The organism is Variovorax sp. UC74_104 (assembly GCF_044055375.1).
In the GTDB taxonomy this organism is placed as follows: domain Bacteria; phylum Pseudomonadota; class Gammaproteobacteria; order Burkholderiales; family Burkholderiaceae_C; genus Variovorax.
Genome location: NZ_CP171978.1, coordinates 1180784 through 1201964, shown reverse-complemented (window position 1 = coordinate 1201964; position 21181 = coordinate 1180784). Strand labels below are relative to the sequence as shown.

17 protein-coding genes and 1 pseudogene are annotated in these 21181 nt (G+C 68.5%); 9 read left to right on the top strand and 9 right to left on the bottom strand.

The annotated features are described in order from the left end of the window. Window positions 1-14 precede the first annotated feature (14 nt). The 9 genes from ACHMXA_RS05780 (at window position 15) to ACHMXA_RS05740 (ending at window position 12322) form a co-directional block, all read left to right on the top strand. Window positions 15-995, top strand: a complete 981-nt coding sequence (locus ACHMXA_RS05780) for an aldo/keto reductase (RefSeq protein ID WP_395321229.1) — start codon at window positions 15-17, stop codon at window positions 993-995. A 47-nt stretch (window positions 996-1042) separates the two neighbouring features. Then, window positions 1043-1894: a class I fructose-bisphosphate aldolase gene (locus ACHMXA_RS05775; protein WP_395319235.1), complete on the top strand. Its 852-nt coding sequence runs from the start codon at window positions 1043-1045 to the stop codon at window positions 1892-1894. 225 nt (window positions 1895-2119) lie between these two features. Continuing rightward, window positions 2120-6826 carry an RICIN domain-containing protein gene (locus ACHMXA_RS05770; protein WP_395319233.1) on the top strand — a complete coding sequence of 1569 codons (4707 nt, stop codon included), beginning with the start codon at window positions 2120-2122 and terminating at the stop codon, window positions 6824-6826. 263 nt (window positions 6827-7089) lie between these two features. Continuing rightward, the gene (gene atpE / locus ACHMXA_RS05765; protein WP_012745530.1) at window positions 7090-7329 is read left to right on the top strand and encodes a F0F1 ATP synthase subunit C; all 240 of its coding nucleotides are present in this window, start codon (window positions 7090-7092) and stop codon (window positions 7327-7329) included. 155 nt (window positions 7330-7484) lie between these two features. Then, the gene (locus ACHMXA_RS05760) at window positions 7485-8690 is read left to right on the top strand and encodes an ABC transporter substrate-binding protein (RefSeq protein WP_395319230.1); all 1206 of its coding nucleotides are present in this window, start codon (window positions 7485-7487) and stop codon (window positions 8688-8690) included. A 129-nt stretch (window positions 8691-8819) separates the two neighbouring features. Then, the gene (locus ACHMXA_RS05755; protein WP_395319228.1) at window positions 8820-9740 is read left to right on the top strand and encodes a branched-chain amino acid ABC transporter permease; all 921 of its coding nucleotides are present in this window, start codon (window positions 8820-8822) and stop codon (window positions 9738-9740) included. Next, complete coding sequence (locus tag ACHMXA_RS05750) at window positions 9737-10720, top strand: branched-chain amino acid ABC transporter permease (RefSeq protein ID WP_395319226.1); 984 nt, start codon at window positions 9737-9739, stop codon at window positions 10718-10720. Before ACHMXA_RS05755 ends, ACHMXA_RS05750 begins: the two co-directional genes overlap by 4 nt. Continuing rightward, complete coding sequence (locus ACHMXA_RS05745; RefSeq protein ID WP_395319224.1) at window positions 10717-11472, top strand: ABC transporter ATP-binding protein; 756 nt, start codon at window positions 10717-10719, stop codon at window positions 11470-11472. Before ACHMXA_RS05750 ends, ACHMXA_RS05745 begins: the two co-directional genes overlap by 4 nt. 145 nt (window positions 11473-11617) lie before the next feature. After that, window positions 11618-12322, top strand: coding sequence for an ABC transporter ATP-binding protein (locus tag ACHMXA_RS05740; RefSeq protein ID WP_395319222.1), 705 nt, complete (start codon window positions 11618-11620; stop codon window positions 12320-12322). 19 nt (window positions 12323-12341) lie between these two features. On the opposite strand, the gene ACHMXA_RS05735 is transcribed toward ACHMXA_RS05740, so the two are convergent. The 9 genes and pseudogenes from ACHMXA_RS05735 to ACHMXA_RS05695 form a co-directional block, all read right to left on the bottom strand. Beyond that, window positions 12342-12959 carry a class I SAM-dependent DNA methyltransferase gene (locus ACHMXA_RS05735; protein ID WP_395319220.1) on the bottom strand — a complete coding sequence of 206 codons (618 nt, stop codon included), beginning with the start codon at window positions 12957-12959 and terminating at the stop codon, window positions 12342-12344. Window positions 12960-12966: 7 nt separating this feature from the next. Then, window positions 12967-13680 carry an SDR family oxidoreductase gene (locus ACHMXA_RS05730; protein WP_395319218.1) on the bottom strand — a complete coding sequence of 238 codons (714 nt, stop codon included), beginning with the start codon at window positions 13678-13680 and terminating at the stop codon, window positions 12967-12969. A 354-nt stretch (window positions 13681-14034) separates the two neighbouring features. Beyond that, on the bottom strand, window positions 14035-14643 hold the full coding sequence (locus ACHMXA_RS05725) for a glutathione S-transferase (RefSeq protein WP_395319216.1): 609 nt from the start codon (window positions 14641-14643) through the stop codon (window positions 14035-14037). Window positions 14644-14688: 45 nt separating this feature from the next. After that, complete coding sequence (locus tag ACHMXA_RS05720) at window positions 14689-15576, bottom strand: acyl-CoA thioesterase (protein ID WP_395319214.1); 888 nt, start codon at window positions 15574-15576, stop codon at window positions 14689-14691. 94 nt (window positions 15577-15670) lie between these two features. Beyond that, on the bottom strand, window positions 15671-16369 hold the full coding sequence (locus ACHMXA_RS05715) for a hypothetical protein (protein ID WP_395319212.1): 699 nt from the start codon (window positions 16367-16369) through the stop codon (window positions 15671-15673). A 65-nt stretch (window positions 16370-16434) separates the two neighbouring features. Beyond that, entirely contained in the window at window positions 16435-17784 is a 1350-nt protein-coding gene (locus tag ACHMXA_RS05710) for an FAD-dependent oxidoreductase (protein ID WP_395319210.1), read from the bottom strand. Next, window positions 17784-18763 (bottom strand): annotated as a pseudogene (locus tag ACHMXA_RS05705) (Bug family tripartite tricarboxylate transporter substrate binding protein). Before ACHMXA_RS05705 ends, ACHMXA_RS05710 begins: the two are co-directional and overlap by 1 nt. Before the next feature lie 96 nt (window positions 18764-18859). Next, the gene (locus ACHMXA_RS05700) at window positions 18860-19837 is read right to left on the bottom strand and encodes a Bug family tripartite tricarboxylate transporter substrate binding protein (RefSeq protein WP_395319208.1); all 978 of its coding nucleotides are present in this window, start codon (window positions 19835-19837) and stop codon (window positions 18860-18862) included. Window positions 19838-19906: 69 nt separating this feature from the next. Continuing rightward, a complete protein-coding gene (locus ACHMXA_RS05695; protein ID WP_395319206.1) occupies window positions 19907-21172 on the bottom strand; it encodes a 3-hydroxybenzoate 6-monooxygenase in 1266 nt (421 codons plus the stop codon). Between the last annotated feature and the right edge of the window lie 9 nt (window positions 21173-21181).

The window sequence follows — 21181 nt, the reverse complement described above, 5'->3', positions numbered from 1 at the left end:
TCAATGCATCGAACATGAAGAAGACCGTTCTCGGCCCCTCGGGCATCGAATGCTCGGCCATCGGCCTGGGCACCTGGGCCATGGGTGGATGGATGTGGGGCGGCGGCGACAACGCGGCCGCCGTGCTCGCCATCCAGGCCTCGCTGGACGCGGGCGTGAACCTGATCGACACCGCGCCGGCCTACGGCCTGGGCCGTTCGGAGAGCATCGTGGGCACCGCGCTCAAGGGCCGCCGCCACGAGGCGGTTATCGCCACCAAGTGCGGTCTGGTGTGGCACACCCAACAGGGAACGCACTTCTTCGAAGAAGACGGCCACCCGGTGTACCGCTACCTCGGGCGCGAGTCGATCTTCCATGAAGCCGAAGAGAGCCTGAAGCGCCTGCAGACCGACTACATCGACCTCTACATCACGCACTGGCAGGACGCCACCACGCCCGTGGCCGAGACCATGGACGCGCTGCTCGAACTCAAGAAGCAGGGAAAGATCCGCGCCATCGGCGTGAGCAACGTGAGCCCCGAGACGCTGGCCGAGTACCTGCGCTATGGCCCGGTCGATGCCGCGCAGGAGCGCTACAGCCTGATCGACCGCGAGATCGAACAGACGCTGGTGCCGCTGTGCACGGAGAACAACGTGGCGGTGCTGGGCTACTCCTCGCTCGCGCTGGGCCTGCTCGCCGGCCCCATCGACCCCGAGCGCAAGTTCACCGGCGACGACCAGCGCGCCACCAACCCGCGCTTCAGTGCCGAGAACCGCGCGAAGCTCAAGGCGTTCTTCGAGGAGCTGGAGCCGCTGCGCACGCAGCTCGAATGCTCCTTCGGCCAACTGATGATCGCCTGGACGCTGGCACGCGGCAGCGTGTCGGTGGCGCTGTGCGGTGCGCGCGCGAGCAAGCAGGCGATCGAGAACGCGGGCGCCGGCTCGGTGCGGCTGCACGACGCCGCGCTGGAGCTGATCGACGCGGCCGCCGGCAGGCACCTGAACTCGCTGGCCTGAGGCTCTTTTTTTCTGTCACACATCAACAAGCAAGGACTTCTTTCCGTATGTCGAAGGACAAGACCGCACGCCTGAACCGGCTGCTCAACAACGGGCGCTGCCTGGACATCGCGCTCGACCACGGCGTGTGCAACGAGCCCAGCTTCCTCGAAGGCCTCGAAGACATGCCCGCGGTGATGGACCGCCTCGTGGTCGCGCGCCCCGACGCGATCCAGCTCAACTACGGCCAGTCGGACCTGCTGCAGGACCGCCCGGGCCGCGACAAGCCGGCCCTCGTGATGCGCATCGACATGGGCAACCCCTACAACGCCACGCGCCACCGCGTGATGTGGGCCGTGCTGCAGAACGAGCACGACCCGGTGCTGCCGGCAGTGCAGCAGGACGCCGCCTGCGTGGTGGTCAATCTCTTCATGCTGCCCGACGAACCCGACCTGTTCCGCCAATGCGTGCAGAACATCGCGCGCGTGCGCGCCGACTGCGACCGCTACGGCATGCCGCTGATGATCGAGCCGCTGGTGATGCAGGCGCCCTCGGCCGGCAGCCGCTACTCGGTGGACGGCGACGCCGAGAAGATCGTCACGCTCGTGCGCCTCGCGCGCGACATGGGCGCCGACATCGTCAAGGCCGACCCCACCACCGACCCCAAGGACTTCCACCGCGTGGTGCAGGCCGCGCGCTGCCCCGTGCTCGTGCGCGGCGGCGGCCGCGAGGATCTGCAGCAGGTGTTCGCGCGCTCGCGCGTACTGATGGACGAAGGCGCCGTCGGCATGGTGTACGGGCGCAACGTCTACCAGCACGGCAATCCGTCGGCGGTGGTGGACGCGCTGATGGCCATGATCCACCGCGGCGCCAGCGCCAAGGAGGCATGGGACATCTACGAATCGGGTGGCGCGAAATGACATGACGAAGACGCGCCCTCTCTAGGAGGGAAAAAAGAAGGAAGAGAGCTCACGGCGGGCGGCGGATGCGTCGCCCGCCGGGGTGCGTCCTGCGCGCGCGTTTTCTGCCACGCGCGCAGGCAGGCAAGGAAGAGACGAGAGAGACAAGCGACAAGAGCAACACGGAGTTAGTTGGCCGAGAAGAAAACGGTTCCCCTGCGGACTTCAAACAACCTGGAGGCGACGATGAAAATCCGGTATTACTTGATGGCGTTCCTGCTGCCGTTCGTCACGCTGCTGACGCACGCGGCAATCACCGGGGTTAGTCCGATGACGACCCTGAACAACATGGCGACGGCAATGGCCGAAGCCGTGGCCGACCCGCTGCCGCTGCAGGGGCCGGGCCTTGGCAATCTCACCTACACCTCGGCCGAGCTGTTCAAGCCCGTGTCGATGATCACCAGCGCCGCGCATCCGCTGGACCCGGCGCACAGCAGCGCCTACGAGTCGCGCGAGGTGCCCGCCACCTACCCGGGCCGCAAGGACTACGGCATGAACGCCGGCATCATGGTCAACGGCTACTTCCTCACCTCCTTCGCGCCGGACAGCGGCCTCGGCCCGGGCGGCTTCCTGCTGTACGACATCTCGAACCCGCGCCAGATCAAGCTCGTGAAGAAGATCTACGAGCCCGAGGGCCGCACGCAGGAGTTCCGCGAGACGCACTCCTTCGGCACCGCGAAGATCGGCGGCAAGACCTACGTGGTGCTGCCCAGCATCAACGGCGTCGAGTTCTGGGACTTTACCGACGTCAACGACATCAAGCAGGTCAAGAAGCTCGCGCTGCCCGGCGTCAACGGCGGCGACTACGAGAACGTGGCCTGGCAGCTCTGGTGGCAGGCGCCCTACCTGTACGTGGCCTCGGCGGGCCGCGGCATCTTCATCGTCGACGCCACCGACCCCGTGAACGCGGTGGTGGCGAACCGCGGCGCCAACAAGCCCAATCCGGTGCCCACGGGCGAGCTCGGCGGCTTCCGCGTCGGCCCGATCTTCACCATCGGCAACCACATGGTGCTGACCTCGATGGACAACACCGCCGGCTTCTCCAGCCTCGACATCTCCGATCCGCTCAACCCCAAGGTGCTGGACGCCATCGGATCGAACCCCAACTACTACGCCACCTGCTTCGACGGCAAGACCCTGCACGCATCGGCGCGCGGCGGCGGCGCGAAGATGTACAGCTACGACCTGAGCGACCGCTCCAAGTTCGTGGCCGAGGACAACCGCCTCGTCATCGACGAGCAGCTCTACTGCGCCACGCAGGACAACTACGTCATCCAAGGCGCGCAGACCTACATCCACAAGGTCGACGTGAGCAATCCGCTGAACCACGTCGAGGTGGGCCGCGGCAGCATCCTGCGCGAGGACGACCCGAACTTCTCGCACTCCGACAACGGCCAGGTCGCCGCCTTCGGCAACCTGATCTTCGTGGGCAACGACCACGGCTCCGGCAGCGGCTTCGTGGTGCACCAGGTCGACCCCGACACCACCAAGCCGGAAGTGCGGCAAGTCTCGCCCGCCAACAACGCGAAGCAGCAGGCGCTGACCTCGCGCATCGGCCTGGGCATGAGCGACAGCATCCGGTCCGAGAGCGTGAACTCCAACACCTTCATCGTGCGCCCGGTGGGCGGCAACACGCTGGCGGGCACCTACAGCGTGCAGCTGGGCATCATCAACTTCCACCCCGCGCAGCCGCTGCAGCCGGGCACCAGCTACGAGGTGTTCCTGCCGGCCAACGGCGTGAAGGACTATGCGGGCAACGCCATCGGCGCGGACTACAAGTCGGTGTTCCACACCGGCAACGCCGCCGAGATCGGCCTGATGCACTACTGGACGCTGGCGGGCAACCTCTCCGACCAGATCAGCGCCAACAACGGCACGCCCGCCACCGGCGACGCCTTCGAGAGCATCGGCCTGAACTTCGCGAACCGCACGGCCGGCGTGACGCTGAAGAGCGACACCGTGGCCACCGTGCTCGGCGGCAGCGCCTCGGTGAGCTTCTACATGAAGACCACGCAGGCCGGCGGCGCCAACTCCTGGACGGCACCCGGCATCTTCGGCCGCGACCAGCCTGCCGGCGCCGACGACGTGTTCTGGGGCTGGCTCGACAACGGCGGGCGCATCAAGCTCTCGGTGGGCAACGACGCCGGCACCGCCTCCACCGCGGCGGTGAACGACGGCACCTGGCACCACGTCGTGATGACGCGCGATGCCGCCTCCGGCGCGCAGGCCCTGTACGTCGACGGCGCGAAGACCACCTCCACCGGCCCCACCGGCAACAAGGGCCTGTCGAACAAGTTCGCGCTGCTGGGCCAGATCCAGGGCAACGCGGCGCTCTTCAAGGGCACGCTGGCGGAAGTGCGCGTCTACGGCCGCGTGCTGAGCGACACCGACGTGAGCACGCTGCGCAGCCAGGCCGTCATCGGCGACCCCGGCATCGGCGGCGGTCCGAAGCTGGTCAACGGCCAGCTGGTGTTCAACCCGGCCACGCTGGGCAGCAGCGGCGCGCAGTACCGCTGGAACTTCGGCGACGGCACGCAGACGGCCTACTCGAACCAGGCGAACTACAGCTACACCTACACGCGCCCCGGCCATTTCACGGTGACGCTCACGGTGAAGGACGCCAACGGCCGCGAGACCTTCTACACCTACAACCTCACGGTGATCATGCCGGTGACGCCGAATGCGCCGACGCACAGCACCAACATCGCGGGCGACGCCAACTCGGTGTACTCGGTGAACCCCGACAGCGGCACGGTCGCCGCCATCGACTCGCAGAGCCTGGTCAAGCGCTGGGAAGTGCGCGTGGGCGACGAGCCGAAGACGCTGGCCGTGGGCCCCGACGGACGCATCTGGGTCACGGTGCAGGGCGAGGACAAGCTGGTGGTGCTCAACGCCGCCGACGGCAGCCTCTCGGCCACCGTGCCGCTGGCCTACGGCAGCGGCCCCTACGGCGTGGCCTTCACGCCCGACGGCACCAAGGGCCTGCTGACGATGGAAAGCAAGTCGGTGCTGATGAGCTTCAACCCGAGCAACGGCACCACCACCGGCGCGGTCGCGCTCGACGGCGCGCTGCGCGGCATCGCGGTCGAGTCGGGCTCGCAGGTGGCCTACGTCACGCGCTTCAAGTCGAAAATGACGGGCGGCCAGCTGCACAAAGTGAACCTGCAGAGCATGAGCGCCATGAGCACCATCGCGCTGCCGGTGGACACCACCACCATCGACACCGAGAACCGTGCGCGCGGCGTGGCCAACTACCTGAGCCAGGTGGTGATCTCGCCCGACGGCGCCCGTGCCGTGCTGCCCTCGAAGAAGGACAACATCGTGCGCGGCAAATTCCGCGACGGCAACAACCTGGTGCACGACCAGACGGTGCGCTCCATCCTGTCGCAGGTCAACCTGCAGACGGCGGCGGAAGTGTTCGGCGAGCAGATCGACTTCGACGACCGGGCACCGGCGCGTGCGGCGCTCTTCTCCCCCTCGGGCGACTACCTGTTCGTCGCGCAGATGGAAGGCAACCGCGTGGCCATCGTCGATCCGTACAGCCGCGCGGTACGCGGCGAGATCAACGCCAGCAGCGCGCCGCACGGCCTGTACCTCGATGCGGTGCGCAAGCGCCTCTTCGTCAACAACTTCCTGGCGCGCTCGGTGACGGTGCACGACGTGGCGACAGTGCTGTCGTCGGAGACCAATGTGCCGACCTTCCTGCAGACCGTGTCGACGGTGGCCGCGGAACCCATGTCGGCAGCGGCGCTGCGCGGCAAGCAGGTGTTCTACAACGCATCGGACCGCCGCATGAGCAAGGACAACTACATCTCCTGCGCGAGTTGCCACGCGGACGGCGGCGACGACGGCATGGTGTGGGACTTCACCCAGCGCGGCGAGGGCCTGCGCCGCACCATCAGCCTGCAGGGCCGGCGCGGCCTGGGCCACGGCAAGCTGCACTGGACGGCCAACTTCGACGAGGTGCAGGACTTCGAGAACGACATCCGCAACGAGTTCGGCGGCACCGGCTTCCTGACGAATGCGGACTTCGCGGCCACCTCCGACCCGCTGGGCGCGCCCAAGGCCGGCAAGAGCCCTCAGCTCGACGACCTCGCGGCCTACCTGAGCTCGCTGACCAAGTACATGCGCAGCCCGGCGCGTGCGGCGGACGGCAGCCTCAGCGTGGACGCGGCGCGCGGCCAGACCGTGTTCAACACGGCGCAGTGCGCGACCTGCCACACCGGCGCCACCTTCCGCGACGGCGTGCGGCATGACGTGGGCACGATCCAGGCATCCTCGGGCAAGGGCCTTAACCAGCCGCTGGCGGGCGTGGGCTTCGACACGCCGACGCTGCTGGGCACCTGGAACACCACCGCGTTCTTCCACAACGGCCAGGCGGCAACGCTGCAGGACGTTCTCACCGGCGGCCACGGCAACGCCTCCAGCCTGCCGGCCAACGACGTGGTGGCCCTGCGCGAATACGTGCGCTCGCTCGACAACGACCCGACGCCGGTGGTCTCGCGCATCCGCTCGAACCACAGCAACCTGTGCGTGAACGTCAAGGGCGCCTCGACCGCGAGCGGCGCGACGGTGGTGCAGTGGCCGTGCGGCAACGCCGGCAACGAGCGCTTCACCATGACGCAGACCGGCGACGGCTTCGTGCAGTTCAAGGTCGAGCACAGCGGCCTGTGCCTGGCGCAGAGCGGCACCGCGACGACCAACGCCGCGGTGGTGCAGCTGGCCTGCTCGGCCGGCAACACCACGCAGTGGAGCCTGGTCGGCTCGACCCTGCGCAACCGGGCCTCGGGCTCGTGCCTGGACGTGCCGAACAACGCGACGACGCAGGACACGGCGCTGATCACCTGGACCTGCAACGGGGGCAACAACCAGAACTGGACGCAGCTTCAGTAAACCCCCAGGCTTCGCGCACTTCGTGTCGCTGCGCCAACCCCCTTGCAGGGGGCAACACCTGCGGCCCGGCGAAGCCGGTTCCGGCGGTGTTCCACGAAGGAGCCGCCCGTTTTCACGGGCGGCTTTTTTTTCCGTGACGCCGTATCGGCTGCGCACCGGCCATGACCTCTCACGTCATGGACCGTGCGCAGGCGCTCTGGGAAAGTACGTCCATCGAGGAAGCAACCAGTGCCTCGATTCACCAACCAACCAGGAGAAAACACATGACCGGCTTCAACATCCTTCCCCTCGCAGTGGCCCTGCTGATCGGCGTCGCCGCCCTCGGCTCGTGCCTGGGCATCGGGCTGGTCGGCCAGAAGTTCCTGGAGAGCACCGCGCGCCAGCCTGAGCTGGTCGACACGCTGCAGACCAAGTTCTTCCTGGTGGCGGGCGTGACCGACGGCGCGTTCATCATCGCCACCGGCATCGGCCTGTGGTTCGCGACCGCCAACCCCTTCGGCTGAGCAGGAACAGGACGGCGCTTTGGCACCATTCGTGCTAGCACTGTTGACACCAAATTGTTTACAGCTAAAGTATTTAGCTATCAACGGTTTGATGTCGCCGGTGCCGCATGGGGCGGTGCCGGTGCGTTGTCTGCATCCTTCCCGCCGGAGAATCCATGCGCCACCTGCCCCCGAAGTCGCCCGCGCTGCCGCGCACCCTGCTCTCGCTGCTGCTTTGCGGCTCGGCCCTCGCTGCCGCGGTGTCCGCCACCGCCGCCCCCGTCAAGGTGGGCCTGGCCCTCGACATCTCCGGGCCTTTCGCGGCATTGGGCGCCGAGGCGCGCGACGGCTTCGCGCTCGGCATCAAGCAGCTGGGCGGCAAGCTCGGCGGGCAGGACGTCGAGTTCTTGCAGGCCGACATGGCCGGCAGCCCCGACCAGGCCAAGCAGCTGGTCGACCGCATGATCCAGCGCGACAAGATCGACCTTTTCAGCGGCCCCATCGGCTCCAACGTGGCGCTGGCCGTGGGCCCGACGCTCTTCAACGCCAAGGTGCCGTACCTCTCGGCCAACGCCGGCCCGAGCCAGTTCGCGGGCGCGCAGTGCAATGCCTACTTCTTCGGCACCGCCTACCAGAACGACCAGTTCCACGAGGCCGCCGGCAAGTTCGCGCAGGACCGTGCCTTCAAGAAGATCGTGCTGATCGCTCCCAACTACCCGGCCGGCAAGGACGCGCTGGGCGGCTTCAAGCGCCAGTTCAAGGGCCAGGTGGCCGACGAGCTCTACACCAAGCTCGGCCAGATCGACTACGCGGCCGAACTCGCACAGCTGCGCGCGGCCAAGCCGGACTCGATCTACTTCTTCCTGCCCGGCGCGATGGGCATCAACTTCATCAAGCAGTTCGTGGGCGCGGGCCTGTCGAAGGACATCACGCTCGTGACCAGCGGCTTCTCGGCCGACGAGGACGTGATCGGCGCCGTGGGCGAGCCCATGCTCGGCCTGTTCAACACCTCGCACTGGGCGCACGACCTCGACAACGCCGCCAACAAGGCCTTCGTGGCCGCGTTCCGCAAGGAATACAACGGCCGCTACCCGTCGGTGTACGCGGCGCAGGCCTATGACGCGATCCTCGCGATGGACGCCGCCGTGAAGCAGGCCGGCGGCAACGCGCAGAACCGCGAGGCCGTGGTGGCCGCGCTGAAGAAGGCCAACTACGCATCGACGCGCGGCAGCTTCAAGTACGCGAACAACCACTATCCCATCGAGAACTTCTACCTGCGCGTGATCGGCAAGGACGCGCAGGGCAAGGTCACGAACAAGCTGATCAACACGGTGCTGACCAACTACGGCGACAGCTACGCCGAGAAGTGCGGGCTGAAGTAACCCCCCAGGCTTCGCGGCACTTCGTGTCCGCTTCTCCTCCCCCCTGCCGGGGGCAACACCTGAGGCCCGGCAAAGCCGGTTCCTCGGTGTTTCTCGAATGACAACGCGGGCACACCTGTTGGTTCTTCTATGAGTGGAATTCTTGTTCTCGAGCAGCTGCTCAACGGCCTCGGCTACGGGCTGATGCTGTTCCTGCTGGCTGCTGGGCTCACGCTGGTGTTCGGCATCATGGATGTGCTGAACCTCGCGCACGGCTCGCTCTTCATGGCCGGCGCCTACGTGGCGGCCGAGGCGCACACGCGCACCGGCTCGTTCGCGGCGGCGATCGTCATCGCGGTGGCGGTCACGGTGGTGGTGGCGCTGCTGCTCGAGGTGCTGCTGATGCGGCGGCTCTACACGCGCGATCATCTCGCGCAGGTGCTCGCCACCTTCGGCGTGATCCTGGTGGCCGACGACATCGTGAAGATGGCCTGGGGCCCCTCGCCGGTGATGGCGCCAACGCCCGCCGCGCTCTCGGGCCCGATCGACCTGGTGGAGGGCCTACCCTACCCGGCCTATCGCCTCGTGATCCTCGTCGGCGGCCTGCTGGTTGCGCTGGCGCTGTACCTGCTGGTGAACCACACGCGCATTGGCATGCGTGTGCGCGCGGGCGCCTCCGACCGGCCCATGGCCGAGCTGATGGGCGTGCGCGTGGGCCGCATCTTCAACGGCGTGTTCCTGCTCGGCGCGGCGCTGGCCGCGCTGGCGGGCGCACTGATGGGGCCCATCGTCGCGGTGCAGGTCGGCATGGGCGAGGCCATCCTGATCCCGGCGCTCGTGGTGCTGGTGATCGGCGGCATCGGTTCGGTGCGCGGCGCCTTCGTGGCCGCACTGCTCGTGGGCGTGGTCGACACCGTGGGCCGCGCCTTCGTGCCGATGCTGCTGCGCGCCACGCTGCCGCCGGCAACCGCGGCCGACCTGGGCCCGCTGTTCGCCGAGGTCGCGATGTACGCGCTGATGGTAGTGGTCCTCATCTTCCGGCCCTCGGGGCTCTTCTCAGCACGGTCATGAAGACATCCTCAAGCTACATCGGCCTCGGGCTGCTCCTCGTGCTGCTCGCGGCGTTTCCGCTGGTCGCGCCCATCTTCGGGCTCGAGTTCTACATCGGCTTCGTGCGGCGCGTGCTCATTGTGGCGCTGGCGGCCGCGAGCCTCAACTTCATCCTCGGCTTCGGCGGCATGGTGGCGCTGGGGCACGCGGGCTTCATCGGCGTGGGGGCGTACACGATGGTGGCGCTCAGCGACGCGGGCGTGATGTCGGGCTGGATCATGTGGCCCGCCGCGGCGCTGGTGGCCGGCCTCGTCGCTGCGCTGATCGGCACGGTGGCGCTGCGCACGCGCGGCGTGTACTTCATCATGACCACGCTGGCCTTCGCGCAGATGCTGTACTTCGTGGTGGTGTCGCTGCGCCGCTATGGCGGCGACGACGGCTACACGCTGATGTCGCGGCCCACGCTGCTACCGGAGCTGGACCTGGGCAACGAAGCCAACTTCTACTGGGTGGTGCTGGCCATCGTGGCGCTCGCGCTGTGGTGGCTGCACCGCGCGACGCGTTCGCGCTTCGGCCATGCGCTGATGGGCATCCGCGACAACGAGACGCGCATGCGGGCGCTGGGCTATCCGGTGTTCCGGCTGCAGCTGGTGGCCTTCGCCATCGCGGGCGCCATCGCGGGGCTGGCCGGCGCCTTGCTCGCGGGCGGCAACGGCTTCGTGAGCCCGGCGACGATGCACTGGACGCAGTCGGCCACGCTGCTGGTGATGGTGGTCATCGGCGGGCTCGGGCGCAGCTGGGGCGGGCCGGTGGGCGCCGTCGTCTGGCTGGTGCTCGAGGAGGCCCTGAAGCAGCACACGGAGCATTGGCACATGCCGCTGGGGCTGTTGCTGATCGCCGTGGCGCTGTGGGCGCCTAAAGGCCTTGCCGCCCTGTACAGGCGACGCCTGCCCCTCACCCCGACCCTCTCCCCGCAGGGGCCAGGGAGCAAAGCACCATGAGCCTTTTCAGAATCGAAGGGTTGGTCAAGCGCTTCGGCGGACTGCTGGCGACCGACCATGTGAGCCTCACCGTGGAGCGCGGCGAAGTGCATGCGCTGATCGGGCCGAACGGCGCCGGCAAGACCACGCTGGTGAACCTGATCACCGGCCTGCTGAAGGCCGATGCCGGCCGCATCCTGCTCGACGAGGCCGATATCACCAGGCTGAAGGACCACCAGCGCGTGGCCGCCGGCATGTCGCGCTGCTTCCAGGTGACGCGCGTGTTCCCGAAGGAGACCGTGCACGACAACCTGATGCTCGCAGCGCAGGCCCATGCAGGCAGCAGCCTGCGCTTCATGGCGCCGCGCGCGAAGGAGCGCGACCTTGTCGATCGCGCGATGGCGCTGGCCGACCGCGTCGGCCTCGGCGCCGAGCGCGCACGCATCGCGGGCACTCTGCCGCACGGCGCGCAGCGTGCGCTCGACGTGGCGCTGGCGCTCGCGGCCGAACCCAAGCTTCTGCTGCTCGACGAGCCGATGGCCGGCATGGGCCCCGATGAATCGGCGCGCATGGTGGAACTCATCGAATCGCTGCGCGCGTCGATGGCCATCCTGCTGATCGAGCACGACATGGACGCGGTGTTCCGCCTCGCCAACCGGCTCACGGTGCTGGTGCAAGGCAAGGTGCTGATGAGCGGCACCGCCGACGAAGTGCGGGGCCACCCCGACGTGCAGGCCGTCTACCTCGGCACCGAAGCAGAGGGGCATACATGACTCGCCCCCCAGGCTGCGCGCACTGCGTGTGGCTTCGCCAACCCCCTTCCGGGGGCAACACCTGCGGCCCGGCAAAGCCGGCTCCGCGGTGTTCCACGAATCGGAAACACCCACCTCGTACTTCAGAGTGCGACGAGGTACTGAGATGCTGCTCGAAGCGAAATCCATCGAAGCCGGCTACGGCGCAAGCCAGGTGCTGTTCGGCATTGACCTCGACATCCGCCCCGGCGAAGTGCTCGCGCTGCTCGGTCGCAACGGCATGGGCAAGAGCACCCTTCTGAAGGTGCTGACGGGCACGCTCCCGCCGATGCGCGGCAGCGTGCACTTCGGCGGCGCTGCCATCGGTGGCCACAAGCCCGACGCCATCGCTCGGCGCGGCGTGGCCATCGTGCCCGAGGGCCGGCACGTGTTTCCGAACCTCAGCGTCGACGAGCACCTGCGCGCCTTCGCAAGGCCACGTCCCGGCAGCGCGCCGCGCTGGACCCTCGATGCGCTCTACGGCCTGTTCCCCCGCCTGTCCGAACGCAAGGCCAACGCAGGCAACCAGCTCTCGGGCGGCGAGCAGCAGATGCTGGCCATCGCACGCGCGCTGTCGACGCATCCGCGCCTGCTGATCCTCGACGAAGCCACCGAAGGCCTAGCCCCGGTGATCCGCGAGGAGATATGGAACTGCATCGCCACGCTCAAGGCGGAGGGCGAGGCGATCCTGGTAGTCGACAAGTACGTGCAGCGCCTGCTGCCGCTGGCCAACCGCCATGTGATCCTCGAACGCGGACGCGTGGTTTGGCAGGGCGACTCGGCAGCGCTGAATGCCGACCGGTCGCTGTGGACGCGTTACCTGGGCGTGTAGAAGAAGATTCGCCGCCGGTTCACGGCTGCTGCGGCCGGCGCGCCAGGAAGTAGACCCAGGCCTCGTCGTTGCGGCCGACGCGCTCCATCTCCCAGCAGGGATGCAGCCCGGCCGCCACGAGCGCCGCGGCGAACCGGTCCTTCTTCCAGCACACCGTGTGGTAGTCGCCGTTCTTCTCGCCTTCGCCGACGCGCATGGACACCAGGAAGACGCCGCCGGGCCTAAGGGCATCGAACACCTTGCGCAGCACCGGGGCGACCTGCGCGCGATCGACGTGGATCAGCACGCACATCGCGAGGACCGCGTCGTAGGGCCCGCCCAGCGCATCGGTGACGACGTCGAGCAGCTCGCCCTTCTTGCCCCGCTGCGCCTGCAGATCGAGAAAGGCCTGCGCGGCATCGGTGCGACGGACCACGCCGCCCAGGGACTCGACGAAGTCGGCGTCCCGCCCCGGGCCGGAGCCGATCTCGAGCACGCTGCCGCCGGCGGGCACGTACTCCATCATCCGCCGCATCGAATCCGCGATCTCGGGCTGCAGCGGATGCTCCGCCACGATCGCGTTGTACTCGCGGGCATGCGCGTCGTAGGACTGGATGGTGCGGCGCGCGTTCTCCAGCGCCTGTGCGGGGATCTTCATGGAGGCCTCACACCGATCGCGTGATGCCGCCGTCCACGCGCAGGTTCTGGCCAGTGATGTAGCCCGCGCCTTCCGACGCCAGGAAGCCGATGACGGCCGCGATCTCGCTGCTCCTGCCGTAGCGGCCCATCGGAATGCGCGAACGGAACTCGGCCTTCTCGGGCAGGCTGTCGATGAAACCGGGCAGCACATTGTTCATGCGCACGTTCTTCGCGGCGTAGGTGTCGGCGAAGAGCTTGGTGAAGGCCGCGAGGCCTGCGCGGAACACGCCCGAGGTGGGGAACACGGGGTCGGGCTCGAAGGCCGCGAAGGTGGAGATGTTGATGATCGCGCCGCCGCCTTGCTGCACCATCAGCGGCGCGACGAGCCGCGCGGGGCGCACCGCGCTCAGCAGGTAGACATCCATGCCGCGGTGCCAGTCCTCGTCGGTGATGTCGAGGATGGGCGCGCGCGGCCCGTGCCCTGCACTGTTGACAAGCACGTCGACGCGGCCCCACTGGGCCACGACCTTGTCGACTAGGCGCTTGATGTCGTCGTTCGACTGGTTGGAGCCGGTCACGCCGATGCCGCCGAGTTCGGCGGCCAGCGCCTCGCCCTTGCCCGAGGACGACAGGATGGCCACGCGGAAGCCGTCGTCCGCGAGCTTGCGTGCCGCGGCGGCGCCCATGCCGCTGCCGCCAGCGGTGACGATGGCTACTTTCTTGTTTTCTTCGGAAGACATGCTTGGTTCCTTGGTTCGTTCATGCGGAGCCTCGCATTTAGCCAAGGAATCGCTTCCGCTGCCAAGCGGGGATTTGCATTCCGGTTCGGGCGCGTGCGAATGGCACCGGGTACTCCCCTCCGCGAATGTCCCCCGGGCCTGCGGCCCTCCTCCTTTATTTCGCTGCGGGGAGCACCCGGTGCCATTCGCACATGGACGCTCTGCTCATGCCGGCGGTTCGACCGCAGTGCCCATCGATCACGCCGATGGGGTGCCTTGCGCAGCGAAATAAAGGAGGAGGCCGCAGGCCGGGGGACATTCGCGGAGCGAGGTACCCCGTCGGCGTGATCGCGCCCGAAAAGAATCGAACGGAAATTAGGCTACAGGCAAGGTCGCCTGCATCGAAGCCCGCTGGTTGAACGCCTTGAACCACTTCGCGCTGTTCGGCGCCTCGGCGCGCCAGTCGACGGAAGGAAAGCGGAAGTCCATGTAGCCCAGCGCGCAGCCGAAGGCGATGGTGCCGATGTCGACGCGGTCGCCGAAGGAAGGCGCGGCGGCCTCCAGCCACTCGAGGCCGGTGCGCACCTTGGCGAGCTGGCCGTCGGTCCAGTCGGCCCAGCGCAGTTCCTCGGGGCGCAGCACGTTCTCGTAGCGTGCGAGCAATGCGGCGCCGGTCATGCCGTCGGCCAGCGCGAGTTCGGTGAGGCGCGCCCAGCGTTCATTGCCGTCCGCGGGAAAGAGCTTGCCCGACTGCGCGGCGTTCAGGTACTCGCAGATCACGCGGCTGTCGAACAGCACCTGGCCGTCGTCGGTGATGAAGGTGGGCACCTGGCCGAGCGGGTTCTTCGGGATGATGGTGGCGTCGCGCTTCACCGGGCCGGCCGCGCTGGGCAGCTTCTCGATGCGGTCGGCGATGCCCAGTTCGTGGGCCACGACCATGCACTTGCGCACGAAGGGGGAAGCGGGGGAAAAGAAGATCTGCATGGTGCGACGTCCCGGGGTTGGTTGTTTGCTTGCTCGCTTGCCTGCTTATTTGCGCCGGATGCGCAGCATGCCCTCTTGCGCCGCCGAGGCCACGAGCCGGCCATCACGCGAGTAGAGGCTGCCGCGGCACAGGCCGCGCGCGCCGCCCGCGCTGGGCGAGTCAAGCACGTACAGCAGCCAGTCGTCCATGCGGAAGTCGCGGTGGAACCACATCGCGTGGTCGAGGCTGGCCGGGCGCACCTGACCGCTCATGAAGCTCAGGCCGTGGGGCAGCATCGCGGCGCGCAGCAGGCCGTGGTCGGAGGCGTAGGCCAGCAGCGCGCGGTGCACCATCGGGTCGTCGGGAAGCGGCGCGATGGCGCGCATCCAGATGGCGCTCTGCGCCGAGGTTGGGCGCGGCAGCGGCGCCATCAGGTCCTCGGGATCGACGCGGCGGTACTCGATGCCGTGCGGCTGGATCGCCTTGGTGCGCCAGGGCTCGGGCAGGCGGTCGCCCAGGGCGATGCGCTGGTCGAGCTCGCTGACGAGCCCGTCGGGGCCTTCCACCTCGGGCATGTCGAACTGGTGCTCGACGCCCTCGTCCACGGTCTGGAACGAGGCGGACATTTCGAAAATGATGCGCTCCTGCTGGCGCGCCACCACGTGGCGGGTGGTGAAGCTGCGGCCGTCGCGCACGCGGTCGACGCTGTACTCGATGGGCGCATGCTCGCCCGGCAGCAGGAAGTAGGCGTGCATCGAATGCACCGGCCGCTCGGCGCCCACGGTAAGGCTCGCGGCCATCAGCGACTGGCCCAGCACCTGGCCGCCGAACACGGCGGGCGTGCCGATGTCCTCGCTCTGGGCCAGGAAGCGGTCGCCGCCCAGCGGCTCGAGCTGCATGAGCGCGACGAGTTCGTTGACGAGGCGGGAGGCGGTGGCGGGATCGGTGGTCATCGGGAAGGGAGGCAGAACTGTCGAAAGGAGGCAGCCCTCGACCATAGCAAAGCCCGCGCCCGAAGGCTGTCGCGGGCCTGTCAGCAGCCTCCCGCTACTTGTAGAAGCACACGCCCATGAGGCGGGCGCGGCAGCCGTAGTCGGTGCCGCCCTGCACCACGCGCACCGGCACGCCGGCCAGCAGCAGCGAGCCGTCGTCGGCATACACCAGCGGCGAAGGCGCGGCCTTGCTGAAGGGGGCGCTGAGCGTTTCCTGCTCGACGTAGCCCAGGTACTGCCGCCGGGAGAAGTCGACCGTGTCGGCCGACTTCAGCGGCACCGCCGCGTAGCGCTTGCCGTAGACGGTGCCGAAGTAGCGCAGCGACGGGCCGGGCCGGTCGCCGTATTTCGCGTCGGTCCTGGCGAAGCCGGTCTGGATCAGGAAGGCCCTCTCCTCGGGCGTCAGGTCGGCGTCGAAGGCCATCAGCACGTACTGGCCCTCGAAGCTCTGGTTGCGCGCCACCTTGAACTCGCCCAGCAGCGCGGGCGTGACCTTGGTGCGCCCTTCCCAGCGCAGCAGCGCCGCCACGGAGGGATCGCCGTCGAACACGTAGTGGTAGTTCTCGCCGGCGATGGCGACCTTGCGGCCGTCCTTGGCCGCCAGGAAGCTCAGCAGCCGGTCCTTGCCGTGCACCGGCTCGCCTTCGGGCGTACTGGCGCAGCCGGCCAGCGAGAGGCCGATGGCGGCGCAGGACAGCGCCAGGAGGGTGCGGCGCGCGGGTGTCGCGGGTGTCGACAGCGAGGGGAAGTGCACGTTTCGTCCGGGGTTCGAGTTCATCAAGCCCCGGACTCTAGCGCCATCCCGCACGCTGCGCGCGCTCAGCGGTCGAGGTCGACGCCGTCGGCGGCGAGCTTTTTCTGCAGCGCCGGGATGTCGACCGCCGCGAACGCGGCCGCGCCCAGCGACGCCGCCGCCGTGCCCGCGGCCTGCCCCATGACGAAGCAGCCGCCGCTCGCGCGCGCGGCCGACTGGCCCTCGTGCGTCATCGACGCGCAGCGCCCGGCCACCAGCAGGTTGTCGAGCGTCTGCGGCACCAGCATGCGCCAGGGCAGGTGGTTGTAGGCGTTGGCTTCGTCGCGCGGGAAGGCCCACTCGATGCGGCCGTCGGCGTGCATTTCCATCGGCCAGGCGTTCAGGCCGATGTTGTCGTCGAACTTGGCCGAGCCCAGGATGTCCTCGCGACCGAGCGCGTACAGGCCCTGGATGCGCCGCGTCTCGCGGATGCCGACCTGCGGTGCGATCTCGACGATGGCCGACTGCGCGAAGCCCGGCACTTCGGCCTTCAGGAACCTGAAGTACTCGCCGATCTGGCGGCGGCCTTCGAGTTCGCCCTCGGAGAGTTCGCGCGCATCGACGCCGTTCATCGCGCGGCCCTGCGAATTGCGGATCTGCGTGACGTTGGCGCGCCACTCGCGCGGGTCCTTGTTGGGGCGCAGGATCGCGCCCTCGCGCGGGAACCTGTAGACGCCGGGCTTGTGCTGCTCGGCGCGCGCCATGAAGTCGTTGATGGCCTTGAACTCGCCCACCGCCTCCAGCGCGGCCGGCGCATCCACCTGGCCGATGCGGAACATGGTGGTCGGGAAGAGCCCGCTGCCGTGGCCGTCGCCCACCTCGAAGGGCACGCCCGCGAAGGCGGCCACGTCGGCGTCGCCGCTGGCGTCGATGAAGGCATTGGCGCGGATCGCCTGGCGGCCCGACTTGGTCTCGACCACCAGCGCCGCGATGCGCTTGCCGTCGAGCACCACGGCCGCGGCCAGCGCGTGGAACAGCAGCTTCACGCCCGCGTCGCCCAGCAGTTGGTCGGCGGCGAGCTTGTAGGCCGAGGTGTCGTACGAGCGCACGCAGATGCGCCCGCCCATGCCGTTCTGCGGCTGGTTCATGCCGTTGAGCGCGGCGATGCGGTCGATGAGCTCGTCGACCACGCCGCGCACCAGCTGCGTCATCTCGCCCTTGCGCTTGCCGTACAGGCCCGCGAAGTTGGTGACGCCGCCTGCGGTGCCCATGCCGCCGAGGAAGCCGTAGCGTTCCACCAGCAGCGTGTTGGCGCCGTGGCGCGCAGCACTCACGGCGGCCGCGATGCCGGCGGGGCCGCCGCCGACCACCACCACGTCGTATTCGCCGAACACCGGCAGCGCGCGCGCCGGTTCGCTCAATGTCTGGACTGCCATCACTGCAACTTGATACCGCGGGCCGAGATGATCTTGGTCATGATCGCGGCCTCTTCATTGACGCGCGTGCGCATGCCGTCCGGCGAAGTGCCCACGGCCTGCCAGCCCTGCTCGAAGAGCTTGCGGCGCACGTCGGGTTCTTCATCACGATCTCGAGCTCGCGGCTGATGCGCGCCTGCGCCACCTTCGAGAGGTTGGCCGGCCCCAGCAGCGCCACCCACACCTCGAGGTTGAAGTCCTTCACGCCGGCATCGGCGAGCGGCGGGATCTCGGGCACCAGCGCGCTGCGACCGCCCGTAAGGCCGATGGCCTTGAGCTTGCCGGCCTTGATCTGCGGCATGGCCACGCCCGGCGGGATCAGGCCCATCTGCACCTGGTCGCCCAGCATCGCGGTGATGACCTGCGGGTTGCCCTGGTAGGGCACGTGCTCGGGCTTGAAGCCGGGCACGCGGGTCTTGAGCAGCTCCATGCCCAGGTGGCCGACGGAGCCGATGCCCACCGAACCGTAGTTCCACTTGTCGCCGGCCTTTCGGCCTTCGTCGAAGAAGGCGGCGCCCGAGGGCAGGTTGTTCTGCGCCACCAGCACCAGCGGCGCGGTCGCGATCAGCGAGAGGTACGTGAAGTCCTTGGCCGGGTCGTAGGGCAGCTTGGGATACAGCATCTTCGACGACGTGAGGTTGCCGTTAATGACGAGTCCCAGCGTGTGGTCGTCAGTGGCCTTGGCCACCTGGTCGGCCGCGATGTTGCCGGAGGCGCCGGCCTTGTTGTCGACCACCACCGGCTGGCCCAGCGCCTTCGCCAGCGGCTCGGCGATGGTGCGCGCGGCGATGTCGGGCGTGGAGCCGCCCGGGAAGCCCACAAGCAGGCGGATCGGCTTGGTCGGCCAGGCGGCGTTGTCTGCGTTGGCGCTCAGCGGCAGCATGGCGGCGGCGGTGGCCAGGCCGCAGGCGATCAAAAGGGCTCTCTTGGTGGCGTGCATGGAGAAAAAGTGTGAAAAAGTCGTCAAAAAACCAAAGAGGGCCAGCTTAACTGCCGCGCAAGACGGCGGGCAAGACCGAAGTCCGGCGTGCCCTCGCTATTCGAGGCTGATGTTGCCCCTGCGCACCAGCTCGCCGTACACCTTCGACTTGGCCTCGGCGTTGCGCTCGATTTCCTCGGGCGACCATGCGAGCGGCTCGAAGGCGAAGGTATCGAAGCGGGCGCGGATCTCGGGGTCGGCGATGACCTTGGCCACGTCGGCATTGATCTTCGCCTTGATGGCCGCCGGCACGCCCTTGGGCGCGAGCAGCGACACGAAGGAGTTCACCTCCAGCGATGCAGGTCCGCCGGCTTCGGCCATGGTCGGCACGTCGGGCATCTGCGGGATGCGTTTCGTCGCCGCCACCGTGATGTAGCGCAGCTTGCCGGCCTTGTAGATGCCCTGGCTCGACGGAATGCTCGCGAAGGCCCACGGCACCTCGCTGGTGCCCACGTTCGAGTAGAGCTGCGACACCTCACGGTACGGCGCGTGGCGCATACGGATGCCGGTGAGCGCCTCCAGCTGCTGCGCGCCTAGGTGGCCCGGGCTGCCCACACCCCAGGAGCCGTAGACGATGCCGTCGGGGTTGGCCTTGGCCGCGGCGATCAGGTCGCCCATGTTCTTCCACTTGGAGTCGGTGCCCACCGCCACGAAGAAGGGCGTGCGAAACAGCGAGGCCACCGGGTCGAAATGCTGCAGCGTCACGAAGTTGCGCGACTTGTACAGGTGCGGCAGCGCGGCGATGTGTTCACTGTCGAGTTGCAGCAGCGTGTAGCCGTCGGGCGCGCCGCGGCGGGCCTGGTCGATAGCGATGAAGCCGCCGCCGCCCGGGCGGTTGTCGATGACCACGCGCTGGTTCCACAGGCGCGAGAGCTTGTCGGAGACGAGGCGCAGCACCGCGTCGGGGCCGCTGCCGGCGGCGAAGGGCGTGACCAGGGTCACGGGCTTGCTCGGATAGTCGGCTGCTTGTGCCAGTGCCCCGGTGGTGGCCGTCAGGGCCAGCAGGCCCGTCAGCAGTGCGCGCGAAAAGTTCATTTCTCTTGTCTCCTGGGCATGGACCTGAATGGCCGCCTCTGTGGTTGTGAATGCTGAAGGAAAACTGCCTCAATGCCGCGAAAGCACGGCCGCGGCTTCGGTGACGGCCGCGGCCGAAGGACGCAGCGACTCGGGCGCATCGTCCAGGCAGCGCTCGGGCCGCCAGGCGTAGAGCCACTCGACCGCATCGTAGAAGCGTTCGGGCGTGCGGCCCGGCCACAGGCTGTTGCGCACCAGGCGCTCCACGCCCTTGGCATGGTAGAGGCGCCCCATCTCGCGCACCGACAGCACCACGCGCGCCGTGCGGGCGACGCGCGCCGCCTCGTAGAGCTTGAAGGCGGCGGGCATGTCGAAGCCGCAGGCCTTCACCGCCTCGCCGAGCGTCACGGCGTCTTCCAGCGCCATGCACGCGCCCTGCGCGAGGTACTGCATCATCGGATGGGCCGCGTCGCCCAGCAGCGTGGCGGCACCCTCGCTCCAGCGCTCGACCGGGTCGCGGTCGGCGGTGCTCCAGCGGCGCCACGAGGTCGGGCGGTGGAGCAGCTGGCGCGGGCGCGCATGCACGCCTTCGAAGTACGAGAGCACTTCTTCCTTGCTGCCGTCGGTCACGCCCCACTCTTCCTTCTCGCGGCTGTGGAAGGTGACGACCAGGTTGTACTGCTCGCCGTGGCGCAGCGGGTAGTGCACCAGGTGGCAATTCGGGCCGGCCCAGACCACGGGCGCGTTCCAGCGCAGGTCGGCGGGCATGTCGGCTGCGGGCACCACGGCGCGGTACACCACGTGGCCCGACACGCGCGGCGCGTCGCCGATGAGCCTGCTGCGCACCACCGACTTCACGCCGTCGCAACCGACGATGGCATCGGCCTTGAAGCTGCGGCCGTCGCGCGTCGTTGCGGTGACGCCCTGCCCGCCCAGGTCGATGGACTCCACCTGCGCCGACGTGTGGAAGCGGATCAGCGGATGCTGCTTCACCGCCTCGTGGATCGCGCCGTGCAGGTCGGCGCGGTGGCTCACCGCATACGGATTCCTGAAGCGCGCGCGGAAGGCCTCGCCCACCGGCACCGAGGCCACTTCGCTGCAGTCGACCGCGTCCATCATCACCAGCCTGTCGGTGAACACCGAGCCCCGGCGCACTGCCTCGCCCACGCCCAGGGCGTCGAGCGCCGCGAAGGCATTGGGGCCGAGCTGCAGGCCGGCGCCGATCTCGCCGATGGTGGCGCTCTGCTCGAGCAGGTCGATGGAAACACCCAGGCGCGCGAGCGCCAGCGCGGCGGCCATGCCGCCGATGCCGCCGCCGACCAGCAGCACGGTGGGAGGGTTCTTCGATGAAGTCATGGCGGGCCC

Excerpts from the sequence above, each read along its gene's own strand:
- ACHMXA_RS05725 (WP_395319216.1), bottom strand. The coding sequence starts at position 14,643 with ATGCAGATCTTCTTTTCCCCCGCTTCCCCCTTCGTGCGCAAGTGCATG.
- ACHMXA_RS05770 (WP_395319233.1), top strand. The coding sequence starts at position 2,120 with ATGAAAATCCGGTATTACTTGATGGCGTTCCTGCTGCCGTTCGTCACG.
- ACHMXA_RS05755 (WP_395319228.1), top strand. The coding sequence starts at position 8,820 with ATGAGTGGAATTCTTGTTCTCGAGCAGCTGCTCAACGGCCTCGGCTAC.
- ACHMXA_RS05695 (WP_395319206.1), bottom strand. The coding sequence starts at position 21,172 with ATGACTTCATCGAAGAACCCTCCCACCGTGCTGCTGGTCGGCGGCGGC.
- atpE (WP_012745530.1), top strand. The coding sequence starts at position 7,090 with ATGACCGGCTTCAACATCCTTCCCCTCGCAGTGGCCCTGCTGATCGGC.
- ACHMXA_RS05775 (WP_395319235.1), top strand. The coding sequence starts at position 1,043 with ATGTCGAAGGACAAGACCGCACGCCTGAACCGGCTGCTCAACAACGGG.
- ACHMXA_RS05710 (WP_395319210.1), bottom strand. The coding sequence starts at position 17,784 with ATGGCAGTCCAGACATTGAGCGAACCGGCGCGCGCGCTGCCGGTGTTC.
- ACHMXA_RS05745 (WP_395319224.1), top strand. The coding sequence starts at position 10,717 with ATGAGCCTTTTCAGAATCGAAGGGTTGGTCAAGCGCTTCGGCGGACTG.
- ACHMXA_RS05700 (WP_395319208.1), bottom strand. The coding sequence starts at position 19,837 with ATGAACTTTTCGCGCGCACTGCTGACGGGCCTGCTGGCCCTGACGGCC.
- ACHMXA_RS05780 (WP_395321229.1), top strand. The coding sequence starts at position 15 with ATGAAGAAGACCGTTCTCGGCCCCTCGGGCATCGAATGCTCGGCCATC.
- ACHMXA_RS05720 (WP_395319214.1), bottom strand. The coding sequence starts at position 15,576 with ATGACCACCGATCCCGCCACCGCCTCCCGCCTCGTCAACGAACTCGTC.
- ACHMXA_RS05750 (WP_395319226.1), top strand. The coding sequence starts at position 9,737 with ATGAAGACATCCTCAAGCTACATCGGCCTCGGGCTGCTCCTCGTGCTG.
- ACHMXA_RS05735 (WP_395319220.1), bottom strand. The coding sequence starts at position 12,959 with ATGAAGATCCCCGCACAGGCGCTGGAGAACGCGCGCCGCACCATCCAG.
- ACHMXA_RS05740 (WP_395319222.1), top strand. The coding sequence starts at position 11,618 with ATGCTGCTCGAAGCGAAATCCATCGAAGCCGGCTACGGCGCAAGCCAG.
- ACHMXA_RS05760 (WP_395319230.1), top strand. The coding sequence starts at position 7,485 with ATGCGCCACCTGCCCCCGAAGTCGCCCGCGCTGCCGCGCACCCTGCTC.
- ACHMXA_RS05730 (WP_395319218.1), bottom strand. The coding sequence starts at position 13,680 with ATGTCTTCCGAAGAAAACAAGAAAGTAGCCATCGTCACCGCTGGCGGC.